The sequence below is a fragment of the Mycobacterium sp. GA-1199 genome (assembly GCF_001500045.1).
Taxonomy (GTDB): domain Bacteria; phylum Actinomycetota; class Actinomycetes; order Mycobacteriales; family Mycobacteriaceae; genus Mycobacterium.
In genome coordinates this window covers 35,016-49,256 of the sequence record NZ_LQIX01000010.1, presented here as the reverse complement: position 1 = coordinate 49,256, position 14,241 = coordinate 35,016, and the positions used below count along the sequence as shown (strand labels likewise).

At 67.1% G+C, this 14,241-nt stretch carries 18 protein-coding genes and 3 tRNA genes; 16 read left to right on the top strand and 5 right to left on the bottom strand.

Going from position 1 to position 14,241, the window contains the following annotated elements:
• Positions 1-52: 52 nt before the first annotated feature.
• Together AU198_RS08265 and AU198_RS08260 are read left to right on the top strand one after the other, a co-directional pair.
• A tRNA-Ser gene (locus AU198_RS08265) sits at positions 53-144 on the top strand.
• A gap of 38 nt (positions 145-182) precedes the next feature.
• Positions 183-255 (top strand) — tRNA-Arg (locus AU198_RS08260).
• 15 nt (positions 256-270) lie between these two features.
• Here the strand turns inward: AU198_RS08260 and AU198_RS08255 are convergent.
• On the bottom strand, positions 271-996 hold the full coding sequence (locus AU198_RS08255) for a DUF2511 domain-containing protein (protein ID WP_231744606.1): 726 nt from the start codon (positions 994-996) through the stop codon (positions 271-273).
• A gap of 110 nt (positions 997-1,106) precedes the next feature.
• Here AU198_RS08255 and AU198_RS08250 point away from each other — a divergent pair, with 110 nt between their 5' ends.
• From AU198_RS08250 to AU198_RS08240, 3 genes are read left to right on the top strand one after another with little or no spacing between them, the layout of a single operon-like run.
• A complete protein-coding gene (locus AU198_RS08250) occupies positions 1,107-1,394 on the top strand; it encodes a hypothetical protein (RefSeq protein WP_156431528.1) in 288 nt (95 codons plus the stop codon).
• Between the two features lie 36 nt (positions 1,395-1,430).
• Positions 1,431-1,934 carry a metallophosphoesterase family protein gene (locus tag AU198_RS08245; RefSeq protein ID WP_064347447.1) on the top strand — a complete coding sequence of 168 codons (504 nt, stop codon included), beginning with the start codon at positions 1,431-1,433 and terminating at the stop codon, positions 1,932-1,934.
• On the top strand, positions 1,927-2,340 hold the full coding sequence (locus tag AU198_RS08240; RefSeq protein WP_064347446.1) for an MmcQ/YjbR family DNA-binding protein: 414 nt from the start codon (positions 1,927-1,929) through the stop codon (positions 2,338-2,340). The genes AU198_RS08245 and AU198_RS08240 overlap by 8 nt, the downstream gene beginning before the upstream one ends.
• Positions 2,341-2,348: 8 nt before the next feature.
• Here the strand turns inward: AU198_RS08240 and AU198_RS08235 are convergent, their stop codons facing one another.
• On the bottom strand, positions 2,349-2,897 hold the full coding sequence (locus tag AU198_RS08235) for a cupin domain-containing protein (RefSeq protein WP_064347444.1): 549 nt from the start codon (positions 2,895-2,897) through the stop codon (positions 2,349-2,351).
• Positions 2,898-2,948: 51 nt separating this feature from the next.
• On the opposite strand from AU198_RS08235, the gene AU198_RS08230 reads away from it, so the two are divergent.
• The gene (locus AU198_RS08230; RefSeq protein ID WP_064347442.1) at positions 2,949-4,826 is read left to right on the top strand and encodes an alkyl/aryl-sulfatase; all 1,878 of its coding nucleotides are present in this window, start codon (positions 2,949-2,951) and stop codon (positions 4,824-4,826) included.
• A 60-nt stretch (positions 4,827-4,886) separates the two neighbouring features.
• Here the strand turns inward: AU198_RS08230 and AU198_RS08225 are convergent, their stop codons facing one another.
• Entirely contained in the window at positions 4,887-5,660 is a 774-nt protein-coding gene (locus AU198_RS08225) for an SDR family NAD(P)-dependent oxidoreductase (RefSeq protein ID WP_064347547.1), read from the bottom strand.
• A 17-nt stretch (positions 5,661-5,677) separates the two neighbouring features.
• Between AU198_RS08225 and AU198_RS08220 the strand changes: the two genes are divergently transcribed.
• Complete coding sequence (locus AU198_RS08220) at positions 5,678-6,280, top strand: histidine phosphatase family protein (protein WP_064347440.1); 603 nt, start codon at positions 5,678-5,680, stop codon at positions 6,278-6,280.
• 9 nt (positions 6,281-6,289) lie between these two features.
• A complete protein-coding gene (locus tag AU198_RS08215) occupies positions 6,290-7,327 on the top strand; it encodes a phosphotransferase family protein (RefSeq protein ID WP_064347438.1) in 1,038 nt (345 codons plus the stop codon).
• 6 nt (positions 7,328-7,333) lie between these two features.
• Here the strand turns inward: AU198_RS08215 and AU198_RS08210 are convergent, their stop codons facing one another.
• Complete coding sequence (locus AU198_RS08210; RefSeq protein WP_064347437.1) at positions 7,334-7,723, bottom strand: LapA family protein; 390 nt, start codon at positions 7,721-7,723, stop codon at positions 7,334-7,336.
• Positions 7,724-7,844: 121 nt separating this feature from the next.
• Between AU198_RS08210 and AU198_RS08205 the strand changes: the two genes are divergently transcribed.
• Genes AU198_RS08205 through AU198_RS08185 form a run of 5 tightly spaced genes read left to right on the top strand, consistent with a single transcriptional unit; the run spans position 7,845 to position 12,039 of the window.
• Positions 7,845-8,792: an ABC transporter substrate-binding protein gene (locus AU198_RS08205; protein ID WP_156431530.1), complete on the top strand. Its 948-nt coding sequence runs from the start codon at positions 7,845-7,847 to the stop codon at positions 8,790-8,792.
• A gap of 57 nt (positions 8,793-8,849) precedes the next feature.
• Positions 8,850-9,959 (top strand): ABC transporter ATP-binding protein, encoded by a 1,110-nt coding sequence (locus AU198_RS08200; protein ID WP_064347435.1) that lies wholly within the window; start codon positions 8,850-8,852, stop codon positions 9,957-9,959.
• A gap of 3 nt (positions 9,960-9,962) precedes the next feature.
• Positions 9,963-10,637 (top strand): ABC transporter permease, encoded by a 675-nt coding sequence (locus tag AU198_RS08195; protein ID WP_064347433.1) that lies wholly within the window; start codon positions 9,963-9,965, stop codon positions 10,635-10,637.
• A gap of 8 nt (positions 10,638-10,645) precedes the next feature.
• Positions 10,646-11,446, top strand: a complete 801-nt coding sequence (locus AU198_RS08190) for an ABC transporter permease (protein WP_064347544.1) — start codon at positions 10,646-10,648, stop codon at positions 11,444-11,446.
• A gap of 2 nt (positions 11,447-11,448) precedes the next feature.
• Entirely contained in the window at positions 11,449-12,039 is a 591-nt protein-coding gene (locus AU198_RS08185) for a putative glycolipid-binding domain-containing protein (protein ID WP_064347430.1), read from the top strand.
• Here AU198_RS08185 and AU198_RS08180 read toward each other — a convergent pair.
• Positions 12,002-12,946, bottom strand: coding sequence for a prephenate dehydrogenase (locus AU198_RS08180; protein WP_064347542.1), 945 nt, complete (start codon positions 12,944-12,946; stop codon positions 12,002-12,004). The two genes, AU198_RS08185 and AU198_RS08180, sit on opposite strands and share 38 nt — an antisense overlap.
• Before the next feature lie 129 nt (positions 12,947-13,075).
• Here AU198_RS08180 and AU198_RS08175 point away from each other — a divergent pair, with 129 nt between their 5' ends.
• The 3 genes from AU198_RS08175 to AU198_RS08165 all read left to right on the top strand — a co-directional run bounded on the left by AU198_RS08175 (position 13,076) and on the right by AU198_RS08165 (position 14,195).
• Positions 13,076-13,597, top strand: a complete 522-nt coding sequence (locus AU198_RS08175; RefSeq protein WP_064347428.1) for a tRNA adenosine deaminase-associated protein — start codon at positions 13,076-13,078, stop codon at positions 13,595-13,597.
• Positions 13,598-13,613: 16 nt separating this feature from the next.
• Entirely contained in the window at positions 13,614-14,075 is a 462-nt protein-coding gene (locus AU198_RS08170) for a nucleoside deaminase (protein ID WP_064347425.1), read from the top strand.
• Positions 14,076-14,104: 29 nt separating this feature from the next.
• Positions 14,105-14,195, top strand: a tRNA-Ser gene (locus AU198_RS08165).
• Positions 14,196-14,241: the final 46 nt, after the last annotated feature.

Sequence of the window (14,241 nt, the reverse complement as noted above, 5' to 3'; positions counted from 1 at the left end):
TTGCCTCGCGCAGTGGCCCATGTGTACGCTGTCGGATCGGCGGTAATCGTCAGGAGGCGTGCCAGAGCGGCCGAATGGGGCTCACTGCTAATGAGTTGTCGCCCTCAAAGGCGACCGGAGGTTCAAATCCTCTCGCCTCCGCCACGGTTGACAGCGTCAGCCGACAACTGAAGATCGACCATGCGCCCGTAGCTCAACGGATAGAGCATCTGACTACGGATCAGAAGGTTGGGAGTTCGAGTCTCTCCGGGCGCGCTCATCGACTTAGAGTCAGCCGCCGCACAACGCAAGTCCGCGATCGATCATCGGGCCGATGTCCACCTTGACCCCAGGAGCGTTCGGGTCGTCGCGCCAGATCGGGTCGAAGGGCGGCCAGAGGTTCGCGGCCCTCGCCGTTCCGTTGAGGGCGTACATCTCGCGATCGGCGACGACGGTCACCCGTTCGCCGCCCGCTCCCTTCGTGCACATCAATGTGGCGGAGTCGACGGTGAACGGCCACGGTCCTTCGGTCCACGTCGCGCGTTCCACCAGACCCGCCGGTCGGTTCGAGTCGCCACTCGGTGCGCTTGGCGTGGTACCGGCGCCGCACAGCGCCAGCCCCTTCTCGATCAGCGTCCTCGCATCAATATGTGCACCTGGCTTCGCGGGATCGGGAGCGCCGATCTCGTCGGCATAGTCCGGCAGACCTGTTCGCATAGCCGCTGCGTTCAAGGCGTACTTCGATTCTCCCACTGCGATTGTCACCAGGTTGTCACCCTGGCATTCGAGCACGGCCTCGTCGATAGTCAGCGGCCAGGGACCGTCGGTCCACGTCGCACGACTGACATAGCCGGGCGGCGGCCCCTGCGGCGTCGGCGCAGCGGACGCCGTGGACGATGACGGCGATTGCGCCAACATCGACGGGGGAGATGCCTGAGTCGTCGCGGCCGTGTCGCTATTCGAGCCGCAGCCGATCATCATCATCATCGCCAGAGCGCCAACCATCGCAGTGATCACGAGCCGCATTGGATCCCTCCCCCACGCGTCGCAGTGCGCAGATTACCGACCAGCGGGCGTGGACGCAGCGGCTTCGATTGCGGCAGGGGAGTCGGGGTATTCAGTGCGTCATGGCCACCGACGACGAAGCGAATCAAGCCGAGCGCCGCGCCGCGGCAGCCCGTGAGCGCGCGGCGCGCGCCGGGCTGTCCGCAGCGGCGAGCTTCGAGCGATCCGCGAAGATGCACGACGAAGTCGCCGAGGTGCAACAAGAGGGTATCCGCCGCGGCATCCCCGCTCCCGAAGTGAACGAGGAGTCATCGGCCCGCCATCGTAAGGCCGCCGAGGAAGACCGCGACCTGGCGCGGCGCAAGCGCGCTCAGTCCGAGAGTGACCTGACACCGGAGCCGGGGGCATGATCCACGGCGGCACCCGCTTTGGCTAGATTGGGAACAGTGCGGCTGTTGTTGATCGCCGATACTCACGTTCCCAAACGCGCCAAGGACCTGCCCGCACGGGTTTGGGACGAAGTGACGAAGGCAGACGTGGTGGTGCATGCCGGCGACTGGGTGGAGCCGTCGTTGCTCGACGCGCTGGAGGCCCGCGCCAAGCGGCTCGTCGCATGCTGGGGCAACAACGATGGCGCCGAACTGCGCCGCCGGCTGCCCGAACGAGCCGATGTCACACTCGCCGGGCTGCGCTTCACCGTCGTCCACGAAACCGGTGCGGCGACCGGCCGCGAGGCACGCATGGCCAAGGCCTATCCCGACACCGACGTGCTGATATTCGGCCACAGCCACATCCCGTGGGACACGACGACGAAAACCGGTCTGCGACTTCTGAACCCGGGGTCGCCAACCGACCGGCGGCGCCAGCCCCACTGCACATACATGACCGCCACCGTGCGCAATGGCACGCTCTCCAACGTCATCCTGCACGCACTGGACCGCGATGCGTGACCGGCCGGCGCGCGTCGCCGACGTCCACGAGATCGCCGCGTCGATGCCGCACGTCAAGCGCATCGAGGGGCCTAAGGGCAACCCTATCTACCAAGTCGGCGGCAAGTCGTTCGTGTTCTTCCGCACTCCCCAGCCCGACGCCGAGGATCCGGATACCGGCGAGCGTTACGCCGACGTGATCATGATCTGGGTGGAATCGGAGATGGACAAGGCCGCGCTCATCCAGGATCCCGACTCGCCGTTCTTCACGACCGACCGCTTCGAGGGCCATCCCTCGGTCCTGGTGCGCGCCAGCCGATTACGGGAGATCGGAAGGGTCGAACTGACCGAACTCGTCCAGGACGCATGGCTCTCGCGCGCATCGAAACGCCGGGCCGATCGGTGGCTGGCCGAGCACCAGGGCTGACCGCGCGGCTATTTCGGCGGGACGTTCGCGTGCTCGGCGCCGCAGATGAACACCGCCATCCGGGCCGGTGTGTCGCCTGGGTTCTTCCAGCGGTGCCGCGTTCCGTTCTGCACGACGGTGTCGCCCGGTTGCAGGGTCACTTCGGCTCCGTCGTCGAGTTCGAGAACGACCGTGCCTTCGAGCACCACCTCGAAGTCGACGGTGTCCGTGGTGTGCATACCCGGGTCCGTGTAATCCATGTAGCCGAGCATCCCGGGCAGCTTCTCCTCCATCTCGGCCATCGCCTCGTCGATGTCGAGGGCGTCCGGGGCCTGGGCGCCGTGTGACGGCGGCAGCGTCAGCAGCGCGAAGCGAAAACCCCCGATCGGCGGAAAGTAGTTGTGCCACTGGGGCATCGAACCGTCATCGGGGAAGCGACATGTCTGGTCGCTGCCCCACAGCAGGTGGTTCTCGAAGCCCGGCATCAGCATGGTCTGAATCGGTGCGACGCTCTGGTCGCTGACAAAGACGGACTTGCCGGACGAATCGTGACCGGTCACTACTCGGCGTACTTGCATGGGGTCAGTGAACCAGCCCCGCGTCAACCTCGGGATGAATATCGTGTCGCCATGCAGCAGAAACCTCCCACCGCCGTCATCGAGTCCGCACACCGCGAGCACCTGAGCGCGCTGCCGTTCGACGACACCGCGGACTTCGACAACGCCGACCGCGGCTTCATCGCGGCGCTGGAGCCCTGTGTGATCAAGGCGGCCGACGGCCGGGTGGTCTGGGACAACGACACCTACTCGTTCCTGGATGCCGACGCCCCGCCGTCGGTGCATCCCAGCTTGTGGCGACAGAGCCGGCTGTGCGCCAAACAGGGCCTCTACGAAGTGGTCGAGGGCATCTACCAGGTGCGGGGGTTCGACCTGTCCAACATCACCTTCATCGAGGGCGACACCGGCGTCATCGTCATCGACCCGTTGATCTCCACGGAGACCGCCGCGGCGGCGCTGGCGCTGTACCGCGAACACCGGGGCGATCGTCCCGTGAACGCCGTCATCTATACCCACAGCCACGTCGACCATTTCGGCGGCGTCCTGGGTGTCACCTCGCAGGCCGACGTCGACGCGGGCCGGGTCGCGATCATCGCGCCCGAACACTTCACCGAACACGCCGTCCAGGAGAACGTGTACGCGGGCACCGCGATGGGCCGCCGGGCGAGCTACATGTACGGCGCGCTGTTGGCGCGCGGACCCCAGGGACAGGTGGGATGCGGGCTGGGACAGGTGACGTCGACGGGTGAAGTGGCGCTGATCGTTCCGACCGTCGACATCCGGGAGACCGGCGAGACACATACGGTCGACGGCGTCGAGATCGAGTTCCAGATGGCTCCGGGCACCGAGGCACCCGCCGAGATGCACTTCTACTTCCCGAAGTTCCGCGCGTTGTGCATGGCCGAGAACGCAACCCACAACCTGCACAACCTGCTGACGCTGCGGGGTGCGCTGGTGCGTGACCCGCACGGGTGGGCCGGCTACCTGACCGAGGCGATCGACACGTTCGCCGACCGCACCGACGTCGTGTTCGCCTCACATCACTGGCCCACCTGGGGCAGGGACGAGATCGTCGAATACCTGTCGCTGCAACGCGATCTGTACGCGTACTTGCACGACCAGACGCTGCGCCAACTTAATCAGGGATTCACCGGTATCGAGATCGCCGAGGACTTCACGCTTCCCCCTGCGTTGCAGAAGGCATGGCACGCACACGGCTACTACGGCTCGGTCAGCCACAACGTCAAGGCGGTCTATCAGCGCTACATGGGCTGGTTCGACGGCAACCCGGGACGGCTGTGGGCGCATCCACCCCAAGCCGCAGGCCCTCGCTACGTCGAGGCGATGGGTGGCCTGGACCGCGTGGTCGAGATAGCCCGCGAAGCCTTCGGGTGCGGTGACTATCGTTGGGCGGCAACTCTTCTGGATCATGTGATGTTCACCGACGAACACTACGACGCCGCCCGCGAACTCTACGCCGACACCCTCGAACAGCTGGCCTATGGTGCGGAGAACGCGGTGTGGCGCAACTTCTTTCTCTCCGGAGCGACCGAACTTCGAGACGGCAACTTCGGCACCCCCACCCAGACCGCGTCGACGTCGATGGTGATGCAGCTGGCCCCCGAGCAGATCTTCGACGCGTTCGCGATCAGCGTGAACGGCCCGCGGGCATGGGATCTGGACATCGCCGTCGACGTCACCTTCGGCGACACCGACACCAATTACCGGTTGACGCTGCGCAACGGCGTTCTGGTGCACCGCAGAGTGGCCGCCGACGAGGCGTCGGCTCAGGCGACCGTCAACGTGGCCAGCAAGATGCGCCTGCTCGCGCTCGCCGCGGGCGACGACCGCTCACCCGGGCTCGACATCTCCGGCGACACCCGTGCGCTGCAGTCGCTGATCGGTGTGCTGGACCGCCCGGACCCGGCGTTCAACATCGTCACACCGTAGCGATTTCGGTGTCCAAACAGCCCGCTCACCGACAGTTGCAACACCGAACTCGCAAGAAGGTCAGGGCATGCCGCCGTCGACGCGGATGATCGAACCCGACGTGTAGCTCGACGCGTCGGACATCAAATACAATGCGGCGCCGATGATCTCGGGCGGCTCACCAAGGCGCTGCAACGCGAAGTGCTGCGCGCCCTTCTGCGTCGCGGGGATGTCCCAGGCCTTGCTGATATCGGTCAGGAACGGGCCCGGCATCAGCGTGTTGACCCGCACCGTCGGGCCGTAGGCCAGCGCCAGCCCCTCGGTCAGCGCGTTGAGGCCCGCCTTTGCCGCCGAGTAGGGAAGCTGCTCGGGGCGGGGACGGCGCGAACCGCTCGAGCTCACGTTGACGATCGAGCCGCCGCCGTCGGCGACCATGCGCTCACCGACCAGCGCGGACAACCGGAACGGGCCCTTGAGGTTCAGGTTGATCACCGAATCGAAGAGCTTCTCGGTGACCGAGGGAAGCGACTCGTACAGCGGCGACATCCCCGCGTTGTTGACCAGCACGTCGACCTTGCCGAACCGCTCGTAGGCCGCATCGACCAGCCCGTCGAGCTCATCCCAGCGCCCCACATGCACCTGGTAGGGCAGTGCGGCGCGGCCGGTCGCGGCGGTGATCTCCTCGGCCGTCGCCACACACGAGTCGTATTTGCGGCTGGCGATCACGACGTCCGCGCCGCATCGCGCGGCGGCCATCGCCATCTCCTTGCCCAACCCGCGGCTACCGCCGGTGACCAGCACGACGCGGTCGGAAAGATCGAAGAGTTCGGCTGCAAAATCCCTGTCGGTACGCATGGCCATATGGTGGCACGGTGCAGTTGCTCATCATTCGACACGCTTTGCCGCTCCGTAGCGAGCCGGGGCAGGGCTCCGATCCCGACCTCTCCGAAGAGGGCATCGAACAGGCCAAACGCCTGCCCGACGCGCTGGCTCGGTTTCCCATCTCACGGTTGGTGAGCAGCCCGCAGAAGCGCGCGATCCAGACCGCCGAGCCGGTCGCCGAGGCGCTCGGACTGTCGATCGACATCGACAACCGGCTGGCCGAATACGACCGCGACCTCTCGCACTACACGCCGGTCGAGGAGATCTCCGAAGAGGACATGCGCCGCCTCGCCAACGGTGAGTTGCCCAGCGGCGTCGACCAGTCGGCGTTCATCGCCCGGGTGAAGGCCGGGGCCCACGACATCGTCAAGGCCGCCGAGCGCGAGGACACCGTCGCGTTGTTCAGCCACGGAGGCGTCATCAACGCCCTGGTCCACGACGTGATGGGAACCGAGCGCCTGCTGTGCGTGCAGGTCGACTACGCCGGTATCACCCGGCTGTTGTGGTCGTCCTCGCGTGAGACGTTCTTCGTCGCGGGCGTCAACTCCACCGAGCACGTATGGGACCTGCTGCCCAGAAATCAGCAGTGGTAGACATTTCCAATGGCCGCTCCGCTGGAAGGGCTCGACCTCGACGCCCTCGACCGTCATCTGCGTTCGGAGGGCATCGCCCGCTCCGGTGACCTGCGCGCCGAGTTGATCTCCGGTGGCCGCAGCAATCTGACGTTCCTGGTGTGCGATGACCAATCGAAGTGGGTGCTGCGCAGGCCCCCGCTGCACGGTCTGACGCCGTCGGCGCACGACATGGCCCGCGAGTACAAGGTGATCTCGGCGTTGCAGAACACCGCCGTGCCCGTCCCCCGCGCGGTGACCATGCGCAACGACGACTCGGTGCTCGGCGCGCCCTTCCAGATGGTCGACTACGTGCCGGGCCGGGTCATCCGGCACACCGAGGAACTCGAGGCTCTCGGCGACAAGGCCGACATCGAAGCCTGTGTCGACGCGTTGATCAAGGTGCTCGCCGATCTGCACGCCCTGGACCCCGAGGAGGTCGGCCTCGGCGACTTCGGCAAGCCGACCGGATACCTCGAGCGCCAAGTGAAGCGCTGGGGCGGCCAGTGGGAGCTGGTACGCCGCGACCGCAACGGTCAAGGGGACGAACGAGACGGCGACGTCAAGCGGCTGCACACCGCGCTCGGGGAGGCGATCCCAGCGCAGAGCCGCAGCGCGATCGTGCACGGCGACTACCGCATCGACAACACCATGCTCGACGCCGACGACGGGACCAAGGTGCTCGCGGTGTTGGACTGGGAGATGTCGACCCTGGGCGATCCCATCAGCGATGCCGCCCTGATGTGCGTGTACCGCCACCCGATGTTCAACCTCGTGCATGCCGACGCCGCGTGGGCGTCACCGCTGATCCCGCCGGCAGACCAACTCGCGCAACGGTATTCGGTGGCCTCGGGTCAGCCGCTGGACCACTGGGAGTTCTACATGGGTCTGGCGTACTTCAAGCTGGCGATCATCGCGGCGGGTATCGCCTACCGCGGGAGAGTGGGCGGTGCGCCGTCGGACTTCGTCACGATGGTCGACGACGCGGTCGCCCCGTTGATCGACGCCGGACTCGAGTCGATCCGGTAGCGGAGGCTACCGAAGCGCGGCCTTGTAGTTCTTCTTGGCGGCGCGACGCAGTTGGACCATGCGCGCTGCGCCCGCCAGCGCCGTGATCAGGCCGCCGCATACCGCGGCGAACAGAATCGCCACACCGCGCGGCATGAACCAGTGCCAACCGAGGAAGGCGAACTCGGTCGACTCGGTGTTCTGCGCGATGAATATCAGCAGCAGGATCAGGATGAGGAAACCCGCGATGACCGCCGACCACAGCGCCGCCGCGCGGGTGAAATGGACCTTCTTCACCGACGGTGACGTGCGATCGGCCGTCTCACCGTCCGTCGGCGGAACCGGCGGCCCGGGGTTGGGCGGACCGTAGGGTTCCGGTTCGTTCGGCGGTGAGGCCCCATACGGATCGGTGCTCATGGTTCCAAGTTTGCCCCTTCCGGTCCGCGACAAACGGTATTTGACGTGGACGGTCGAATCACCGGCCAGACAAATCGCGCGTAGCTGCGGCGATGCCGATACTGTCGGATTCATGACCTCGATGCCGCGACGTCGGCGCGTGCCGTTCGTCGTGGTGGTGACGGTTCTCGCGGTCCTGATGGGCGCGGCTTGCGGAAGCTCGAACCCCCTCGGCGGCGGTGAGATCTCCGGTGACCTCAAGACGATCGCGGTCGGGTCCGCCGACTTCACGGAGTCCAAGATCATCGGCGAGATCTACGCCCAGGCGCTGGAGGCCAACGGCTTCACGGTGCGCCGTCAGTTCGGGATCGGCAGCCGTGAGACGTACATCCCCGCCGTGCAGGACCACTCGATCGACCTCATCCCCGAGTACACGGGCAACCTGCTGCAGTACTTCGACGAGGACACCACCGCCACCACCCCCGATGCGGTCCTGCTCGCACTGCTCAAGGTGCTGCCCGGGGACCTGTCCATCCTGTATCCGTCTCCGGCGGAGGACAAGGACACCCTCGCGGTGACCGAGGCGACCGCGCAGCGATGGAACCTGAGAACCATCGGCGATCTCGCCGAGCACCCCGGGGAGGTGAAAGTCGGTGCGCCATCGGAGTTTCAGACGCGCGTCACCGGCCTGGTGGGCCTCAAGGAACGGTATGGCCTCGACATCGCGCCGGCGAACTTCGTCGCCATCAGCGACGGCGGCGGCCCGGCGACGGTGCAGGCGCTCAACAGCGGGGCGATCACCGCCGCCAATATCTTCAGCACTTCGCCTGCGATCGAACAGAGCAACCTCGTCGTGCTCGAGGACCCCGAGAACGTGTTTCTGGCCGCCAATGTCGTGCCGCTGGTCGCATCGCAGAAGATGTCGAACGAACTGAAGACCGTGCTCGACGCGGTCAGCGCGAAGCTCACCACCGAGGCCCTGATCGCGCTCAACACCTCGGTCGAGGGAAACCGCGGCATCGACCCCGACGAAGCGGCGCAGAAGTGGATCGCGGACAACGGATTCGACGAACCGGTGCAGAAGCGATGAGCGCTTGCGCGAAGAGCAGACAAACACGATGAGCGCTCGCGCGAAGAGCGGACAATCATGATCAGCTTCTCGAACGTCACCAAGCGGTATCCGGACGGCACCGTCGCGGTCGACGACCTCACCCTCGAGGTGCCCGAGGGCACATTGACGGTCTTCGTCGGCCCGTCGGGATGCGGCAAGACCACGTCGATGCGGATGATCAACCGGATGATCGAGCCCAGTTCGGGCACCCTGACCGTCGACGGACGCGACGTCACCAAGGTGGACCCGGTCAACCTGAGGCTCTGCATCGGTTATGTGATCCAGAGCGCGGGGCTCATGCCGCATTTGCGGGTGGTCGACAACGTCGCAACCGTCCCGGTGTTGCGGGGTGAATCCCGGCGCAGCGCACGCCGATCCGCACTCGAGGTGATGGAACGCGTGGGTCTGGACCCCAAGCTCGCCGACCGCTATCCGGCGCAACTGTCCGGCGGCCAACAGCAGCGTGTCGGTGTGGCGCGGGCACTGGCGGGCGACCCGCCGATCTTGTTGATGGACGAACCGTTCAGCGCCGTCGACCCCGTCGTGCGTGAGGACCTTCAGGCCGAAATCGCCCGCCTACAAAGCGAACTGCGCAAGACCATCGTCTTCGTCACCCACGACATCGACGAGGCGGTCAAGCTCGGTGACCGCGTCGCGGTGTTCGGCCGCGGCGGGGTGCTGCAGCAGTACGGCGAACCGGCGTTCGTCCTGTCCAATCCGGCCAACGAGGAGGTGGCGGCGTTCGTCGGCGCAGACCGCGGATACCGCGGTCTGCAGTTCTTCCACGCGTCGGGACTGCCGCTGCACGACATCGGCCACGTCGACGAAAACGATGTCGAAGCGCTCGATTTGGGTCCCGGCGACTGGAAGCTGGTCACCAAGGACGACGGGAAACCGTACGCGTGGATCAACGCTGACGGCGTGGCCTTGCGACGCACCGGAAAGTCGCTCTACGACAGCACGATCGGCGGTGGTTCGCTGTTCCGGCCGGACGGGTCGCTGCGCAACGCGCTCGACGCCGCGCTGTCCTCGCCGAGCGGGCTGGGGGTCGCCGTGGACCACGATGGCCGACTGATCGGCGGCGTGGCCGCAGAGGACGTGCTGGCCGAACTCGACAAGCAACGCCGGGTCCCGGAGTTGGGCTAGCGGATGCGCTATCTGCTGACGCACCTCGACGACCTGTGGGCGCTGACGGTGATCCATCTGCGCCTGTCGCTGATCCCCATCGTGCTCGGGCTGATCATCGCCGTTCCGGTGGGCGCCGCGATTCAGCGCACCACCACGGTGCGACGCCTGACCACGGTCACCGCCAGCATCGTCTTCACCATCCCGTCGCTGGCGCTGTTCGTGGTCCTGCCGCTGATCATCCCCACGCGCATCCTCGACGAGGCGAACGTCATCGTGGCGCTGACGCTCTACACCGTCGCCCTGCTGGTGCGGGCGGTGCCCGAGGCGTTGGACGCGGTGTCGCCGACGGTGCTCGACGCCGCGACGGCCGTCGGGTACCGACCCTTGACCCGGATGGTGAAAGTCGAACTGCCCCTGGCTGTTCCGGTCCTGATCGCCAGCTTGCGCGTGGTCGCCGTCACCAACATCTCCATGGTGTCGGTCGGGTCGGTGATCGGCATCGGCGGCCTGGGCACCTGGTTCACCGAGGGCTACCAGGCCAACAAAAGCGACCAGATCGTCGCGGGCATCATCGCGATCTTCGTGCTGGCGATCGTCATCGACACCCTCATCATGATGGTCGGTAAGGCGCTCACACCCTGGACACGCGCGACCCGCGGGGTGCCCGTGTGGCGCCGGCTCAGGGCGGCGTCGTGACGGGCCCGATGGGGTTCCTGCAGGAGGCCCTGTCCTACCTGTTCACCGCGGCCCACTGGGGCGGGCCGGCCGGGCTGCTCGCCCGCACGCTCGAACACCTCGAGTACACGGTGGTCGCGCTGTTGTTCTCGGCGCTCATCGCCATTCCGGTCGGGATGCTGATCGGCCACACCGGCCGGGGGACCTTCATCGTCGTCACCGGTGTCAACGCGTTGCGCGCGCTGCCCACGCTCGGTGTGCTGCTGCTCGGCGTGCTGCTGTGGGGGCTCGGTCTGGTACCGCCGACCGTCGCGCTCATGCTGCTGGGCATTCCGCCGCTGCTGGCGGGCACCTATGCCGGCATCGCCAATGTGGACCGCACGGTCGTCGACGCCGCCCGTTCGATGGGGATGACCGAACGACGCATCCTGCTGCGGGTGGAGACGCCCATCGCGCTGCCGTTGATCCTGGGCGGACTGCGGACCGCCACGCTGCAGATCGTGGCCACCGCGACGGTCGCCGCGTACGCCAGTCTCGGTGGGCTGGGCCGCTATCTGATCGACGGCATCAAGGTGCGCCAGTTCCATCTGGCCTTGGTCGGCGCGCTGATGGTGACGGCGTTGGCGTTGCTGCTCGACGCCGTGCTCGCGTTCGCGGTATGGGCCTCGGTGCCGGGAACCGGGCGGCTGCGGGGCCGGCGGCGGATGCCCCAGCCGTTCCTCGGCGACGAAGTCGCCCTCGAATCCCGTCCCCTCGCAACAGCACACCGCGACCGGAAAAGCAACGGCGGAGCACGTTACGAACGAGGGGACCCTTCGCATACGGTATAGGGGTGAGTGAAGCAGGCGCCTCCGAGAAGACATGGCCGGCGATCCTGACGTGGCGGGCGCACGGCGTCCCGCGGATGGAATCGGTCCGGGTGCATGTTTCGGGCAACCGCATCAAGGCGTACGGGCGGATCGTGGCCGCCGCGACGCCGTCTCACCCGGCGTTCTCCGCTTCCTACAACTTGGTGACCGACGAGTCCGGTGGCACCAAGCGGCTGTCGATGACCGTCACCCTCGCCGAGCGGGAACGGCAGCTGTCGATCGCCCGCGACGAAGAGAACATGTGGCTGGTTCAGCAGCACACCGGCGAGTCACGCCGCTCCGCGTACGACGGCGCGCTGGACGTCGACGTCATCTTCAGCCCGTTCTTCAACGCCCTGCCGATCCGTCGTACCGGGCTGTACCAGCGGTCGGAATCGATCAGCTGTCCGGTGGTGTACGTGCGGCTGCCGGACCTGTCGGTGGAGACGGCGGTGATCAGCTACAGCAGCGCCGAGGACGGCATCAAGCTGCACTCGCCCGTCGCCGAAACCACGATCAGCGTCGACTCGGACGGGTTCATCCTCGACTACCCGGGGTTGGCAGAGCGGATCTGATCACCCCGCCGGCGCGGCCGGCCGCGGCCAGCTCCTCGCGCCACCGCTCTTCGCCGACGACGATCGTGACGATCTCGGGCCTGCCGAAGTTGTCATAGCGAGTCCGGGCGGCGTGCCCGGAGTCGACGAGTTCGGTCAGCGGGTCGTGCGCGGCGAGTGCATCGCGGGCAGTGGAGAGCAGCTCGAGCGTGCGGTCCAACACCGGCAGCAGTTCGTCGGCGTTGGCTTCGCACATCGCACGCACCAGGTCCGGTGCGGTGGCGGCCACGCGGGTGCCGTCGCGAAACGACCCGGCCGCCAGCGCGAACGCCAGCGGCACCTCACCGGCGGTGGCGGCGAGCGCTTCGGCCAGCAGGTGGGGCAGATGGGAGATCGTCGCGGCGGCCGCATCGTGTTCGTCCGAGCGGGCCGGGACGACGAACGCGCCGCAGTCCAGCGCCAGGTTCATGACCAGCGTCCAGACCTGCGGGTCGACATGATCGTCGACGGAGATGACCCACGGCGCGTCGACGAACAACCGCGCGTTGCCTGCCGCCCAACCCGAGTGCGCGGTGCCCGCCATCGGGTGACCGCCGACGAATCGCTCCAGCAGATCGTATGTCTGGACCTCCTGCAGCACAGCGGTTTTCACGCTCGTCACGTCGGTCAGCGGACATTCCGGGGCGGTGTCGCGGATGTGGCCGAGCATCTGGCCCAGAGCTGGTACCGGCACCGCCAGCACGATCAGGGCGTTGTCGGCCGCCGCCCGCTTCAGCACGGCGTCGAGGTCCTCGGTGGCGTCGAACCCGTCGCCAGTCGCGGCCGCCACGCCCTCCAGTGACCGGTTGTAGCCGTACACCTCGCGTCCGGCGGCCGCTGCGGCGCGCATGACCGAGCCGCCGATCAGCCCGAGGCCGAGCACGCAAATCGGGGTGTTGGTCACCTCCCAAGGTTGGCATATCGGGTGCCATCGCCCGACGTCAGGAGCGGAAAGGAGGGGTGAGGGCATGCAAATGGGCATGGAAAACGACATGGTCGGCGACTACCGTAGGCCGACATGGGAGCACAGCGTGCACAGGCGCGGGAGCAGTCCACGGACACTCCCGACGGCTTCGGCGTCGCTGTCGTCCGCGAGGACGGCAAGTGGCGATGCGCGCCGATGCACAAGGCTGCCCTGACCAGTCTCACCGACGCGGAGCGGGAGCTGCGCGAAATCCGCAGTGCCGGAGCGGTCTTCGGGCTGCTGGACATCGACGACGAGTTCTTCGTCATCGTGCGGCCCGCCCCCTCGGGGGCACGGCTGTTCCTGTCGGATGCCACCGCCGCGCTGGATTACGACATCGCGGCGGAGGCATTGGAGATGCTCGACGCCGACATCGAGCCCGAGGAACTCGAGGAGGCCGAACCGTTCGAGGAGGGCGACCTGGGTCTGCTCTCCGACATCGGGCTGCCCGAGGCCGTGCTCGGCGTGATTCTCGACGAATCCGACCTCTACGCCGACGAACAACTCGGCCGCATCGCGCGCGAGATGGGCTTCGCCGACGAGTTGTCGGCAGTACTCGACCGCATGGGTCGGTGATTGCGCACGGTCCCCGATGACCCCCGATGATGAGGCGCTGATCCGCGCAGCCCTCGCGGCTGCCCGCACCGCAGGTCCGCGCGACGTGCCGATCGGGGCGGTCGTCGTCTCAGCCGACGGCACCGAACTCGCCCGCGCCGCCAATGAGCGCGAAGCCCTCGGCGACCCCACCGCGCACGCGGAGATCCTCGCGATCCGGGCCGCCGCGGCGGTGCTGGGAGACGGCTGGCGGTTGGAGGGGACCACCCTGGCGGTCACCGTCGAACCCTGCACCATGTGCGCCGGCGCGTTGGTGATGGCGCGGGTGGCGCGGGTGGTGTTCGGCGCCTGGGAACCCAAGACCGGGGCCGTCGGGTCGCTATGGGATGTGGTGCGCGACAGGCGCCTGACACACCGCCCCCAGGTGCGCGGCGGTGTGCTGGCCGACGAATGCGCGGCGCCGCTGGAGGCGTTCTTCTCCCGGCAGCGATTGGAGTAGACCGGTGCGCGCCCGGTAAGCTGCCACACGGTGGCGTGTCCGAGCGGCCTAAGGAGCACGCCTCGAAAGCGTGTGACGGGTAACCCCCGTCCGAGGGTTCAAATCCCTCCGCCACCGCCACAACGATTCAGGCACTATTGTCAGGATCTGTCACTGAAGCAGAGGT

What these genes read in the sequence shown, in the direction of transcription:
- AU198_RS08250 (WP_156431528.1), top strand. Translation starts at nt 1,107, where the DNA reads ATGGCCACCGACGACGAAGCGAATCAAGCCGAGCGCCGCGCCGCGGCA.
- AU198_RS08240 (WP_064347446.1), top strand. Translation starts at nt 1,927, where the DNA reads ATGCGTGACCGGCCGGCGCGCGTCGCCGACGTCCACGAGATCGCCGCG.
- AU198_RS08235 (WP_064347444.1), bottom strand. Translation starts at nt 2,897, where the DNA reads ATGCAAGTACGCCGAGTAGTGACCGGTCACGATTCGTCCGGCAAGTCC.
- AU198_RS08230 (WP_064347442.1), top strand. Translation starts at nt 2,949, where the DNA reads ATGCAGCAGAAACCTCCCACCGCCGTCATCGAGTCCGCACACCGCGAG.
- AU198_RS08225 (WP_064347547.1), bottom strand. Translation starts at nt 5,660, where the DNA reads ATGCGTACCGACAGGGATTTTGCAGCCGAACTCTTCGATCTTTCCGAC.
- AU198_RS08215 (WP_064347438.1), top strand. Translation starts at nt 6,290, where the DNA reads ATGGCCGCTCCGCTGGAAGGGCTCGACCTCGACGCCCTCGACCGTCAT.
- AU198_RS08210 (WP_064347437.1), bottom strand. Translation starts at nt 7,723, where the DNA reads ATGAGCACCGATCCGTATGGGGCCTCACCGCCGAACGAACCGGAACCC.
- AU198_RS08205 (WP_156431530.1), top strand. Translation starts at nt 7,845, where the DNA reads ATGCCGCGACGTCGGCGCGTGCCGTTCGTCGTGGTGGTGACGGTTCTC.
- AU198_RS08200 (WP_064347435.1), top strand. Translation starts at nt 8,850, where the DNA reads ATGATCAGCTTCTCGAACGTCACCAAGCGGTATCCGGACGGCACCGTC.
- AU198_RS08195 (WP_064347433.1), top strand. Translation starts at nt 9,963, where the DNA reads ATGCGCTATCTGCTGACGCACCTCGACGACCTGTGGGCGCTGACGGTG.
- AU198_RS08190 (WP_064347544.1), top strand. Translation starts at nt 10,646, where the DNA reads ATGGGGTTCCTGCAGGAGGCCCTGTCCTACCTGTTCACCGCGGCCCAC.
- AU198_RS08175 (WP_064347428.1), top strand. Translation starts at nt 13,076, where the DNA reads ATGGGAGCACAGCGTGCACAGGCGCGGGAGCAGTCCACGGACACTCCC.
- AU198_RS08170 (WP_064347425.1), top strand. Translation starts at nt 13,614, where the DNA reads ATGACCCCCGATGATGAGGCGCTGATCCGCGCAGCCCTCGCGGCTGCC.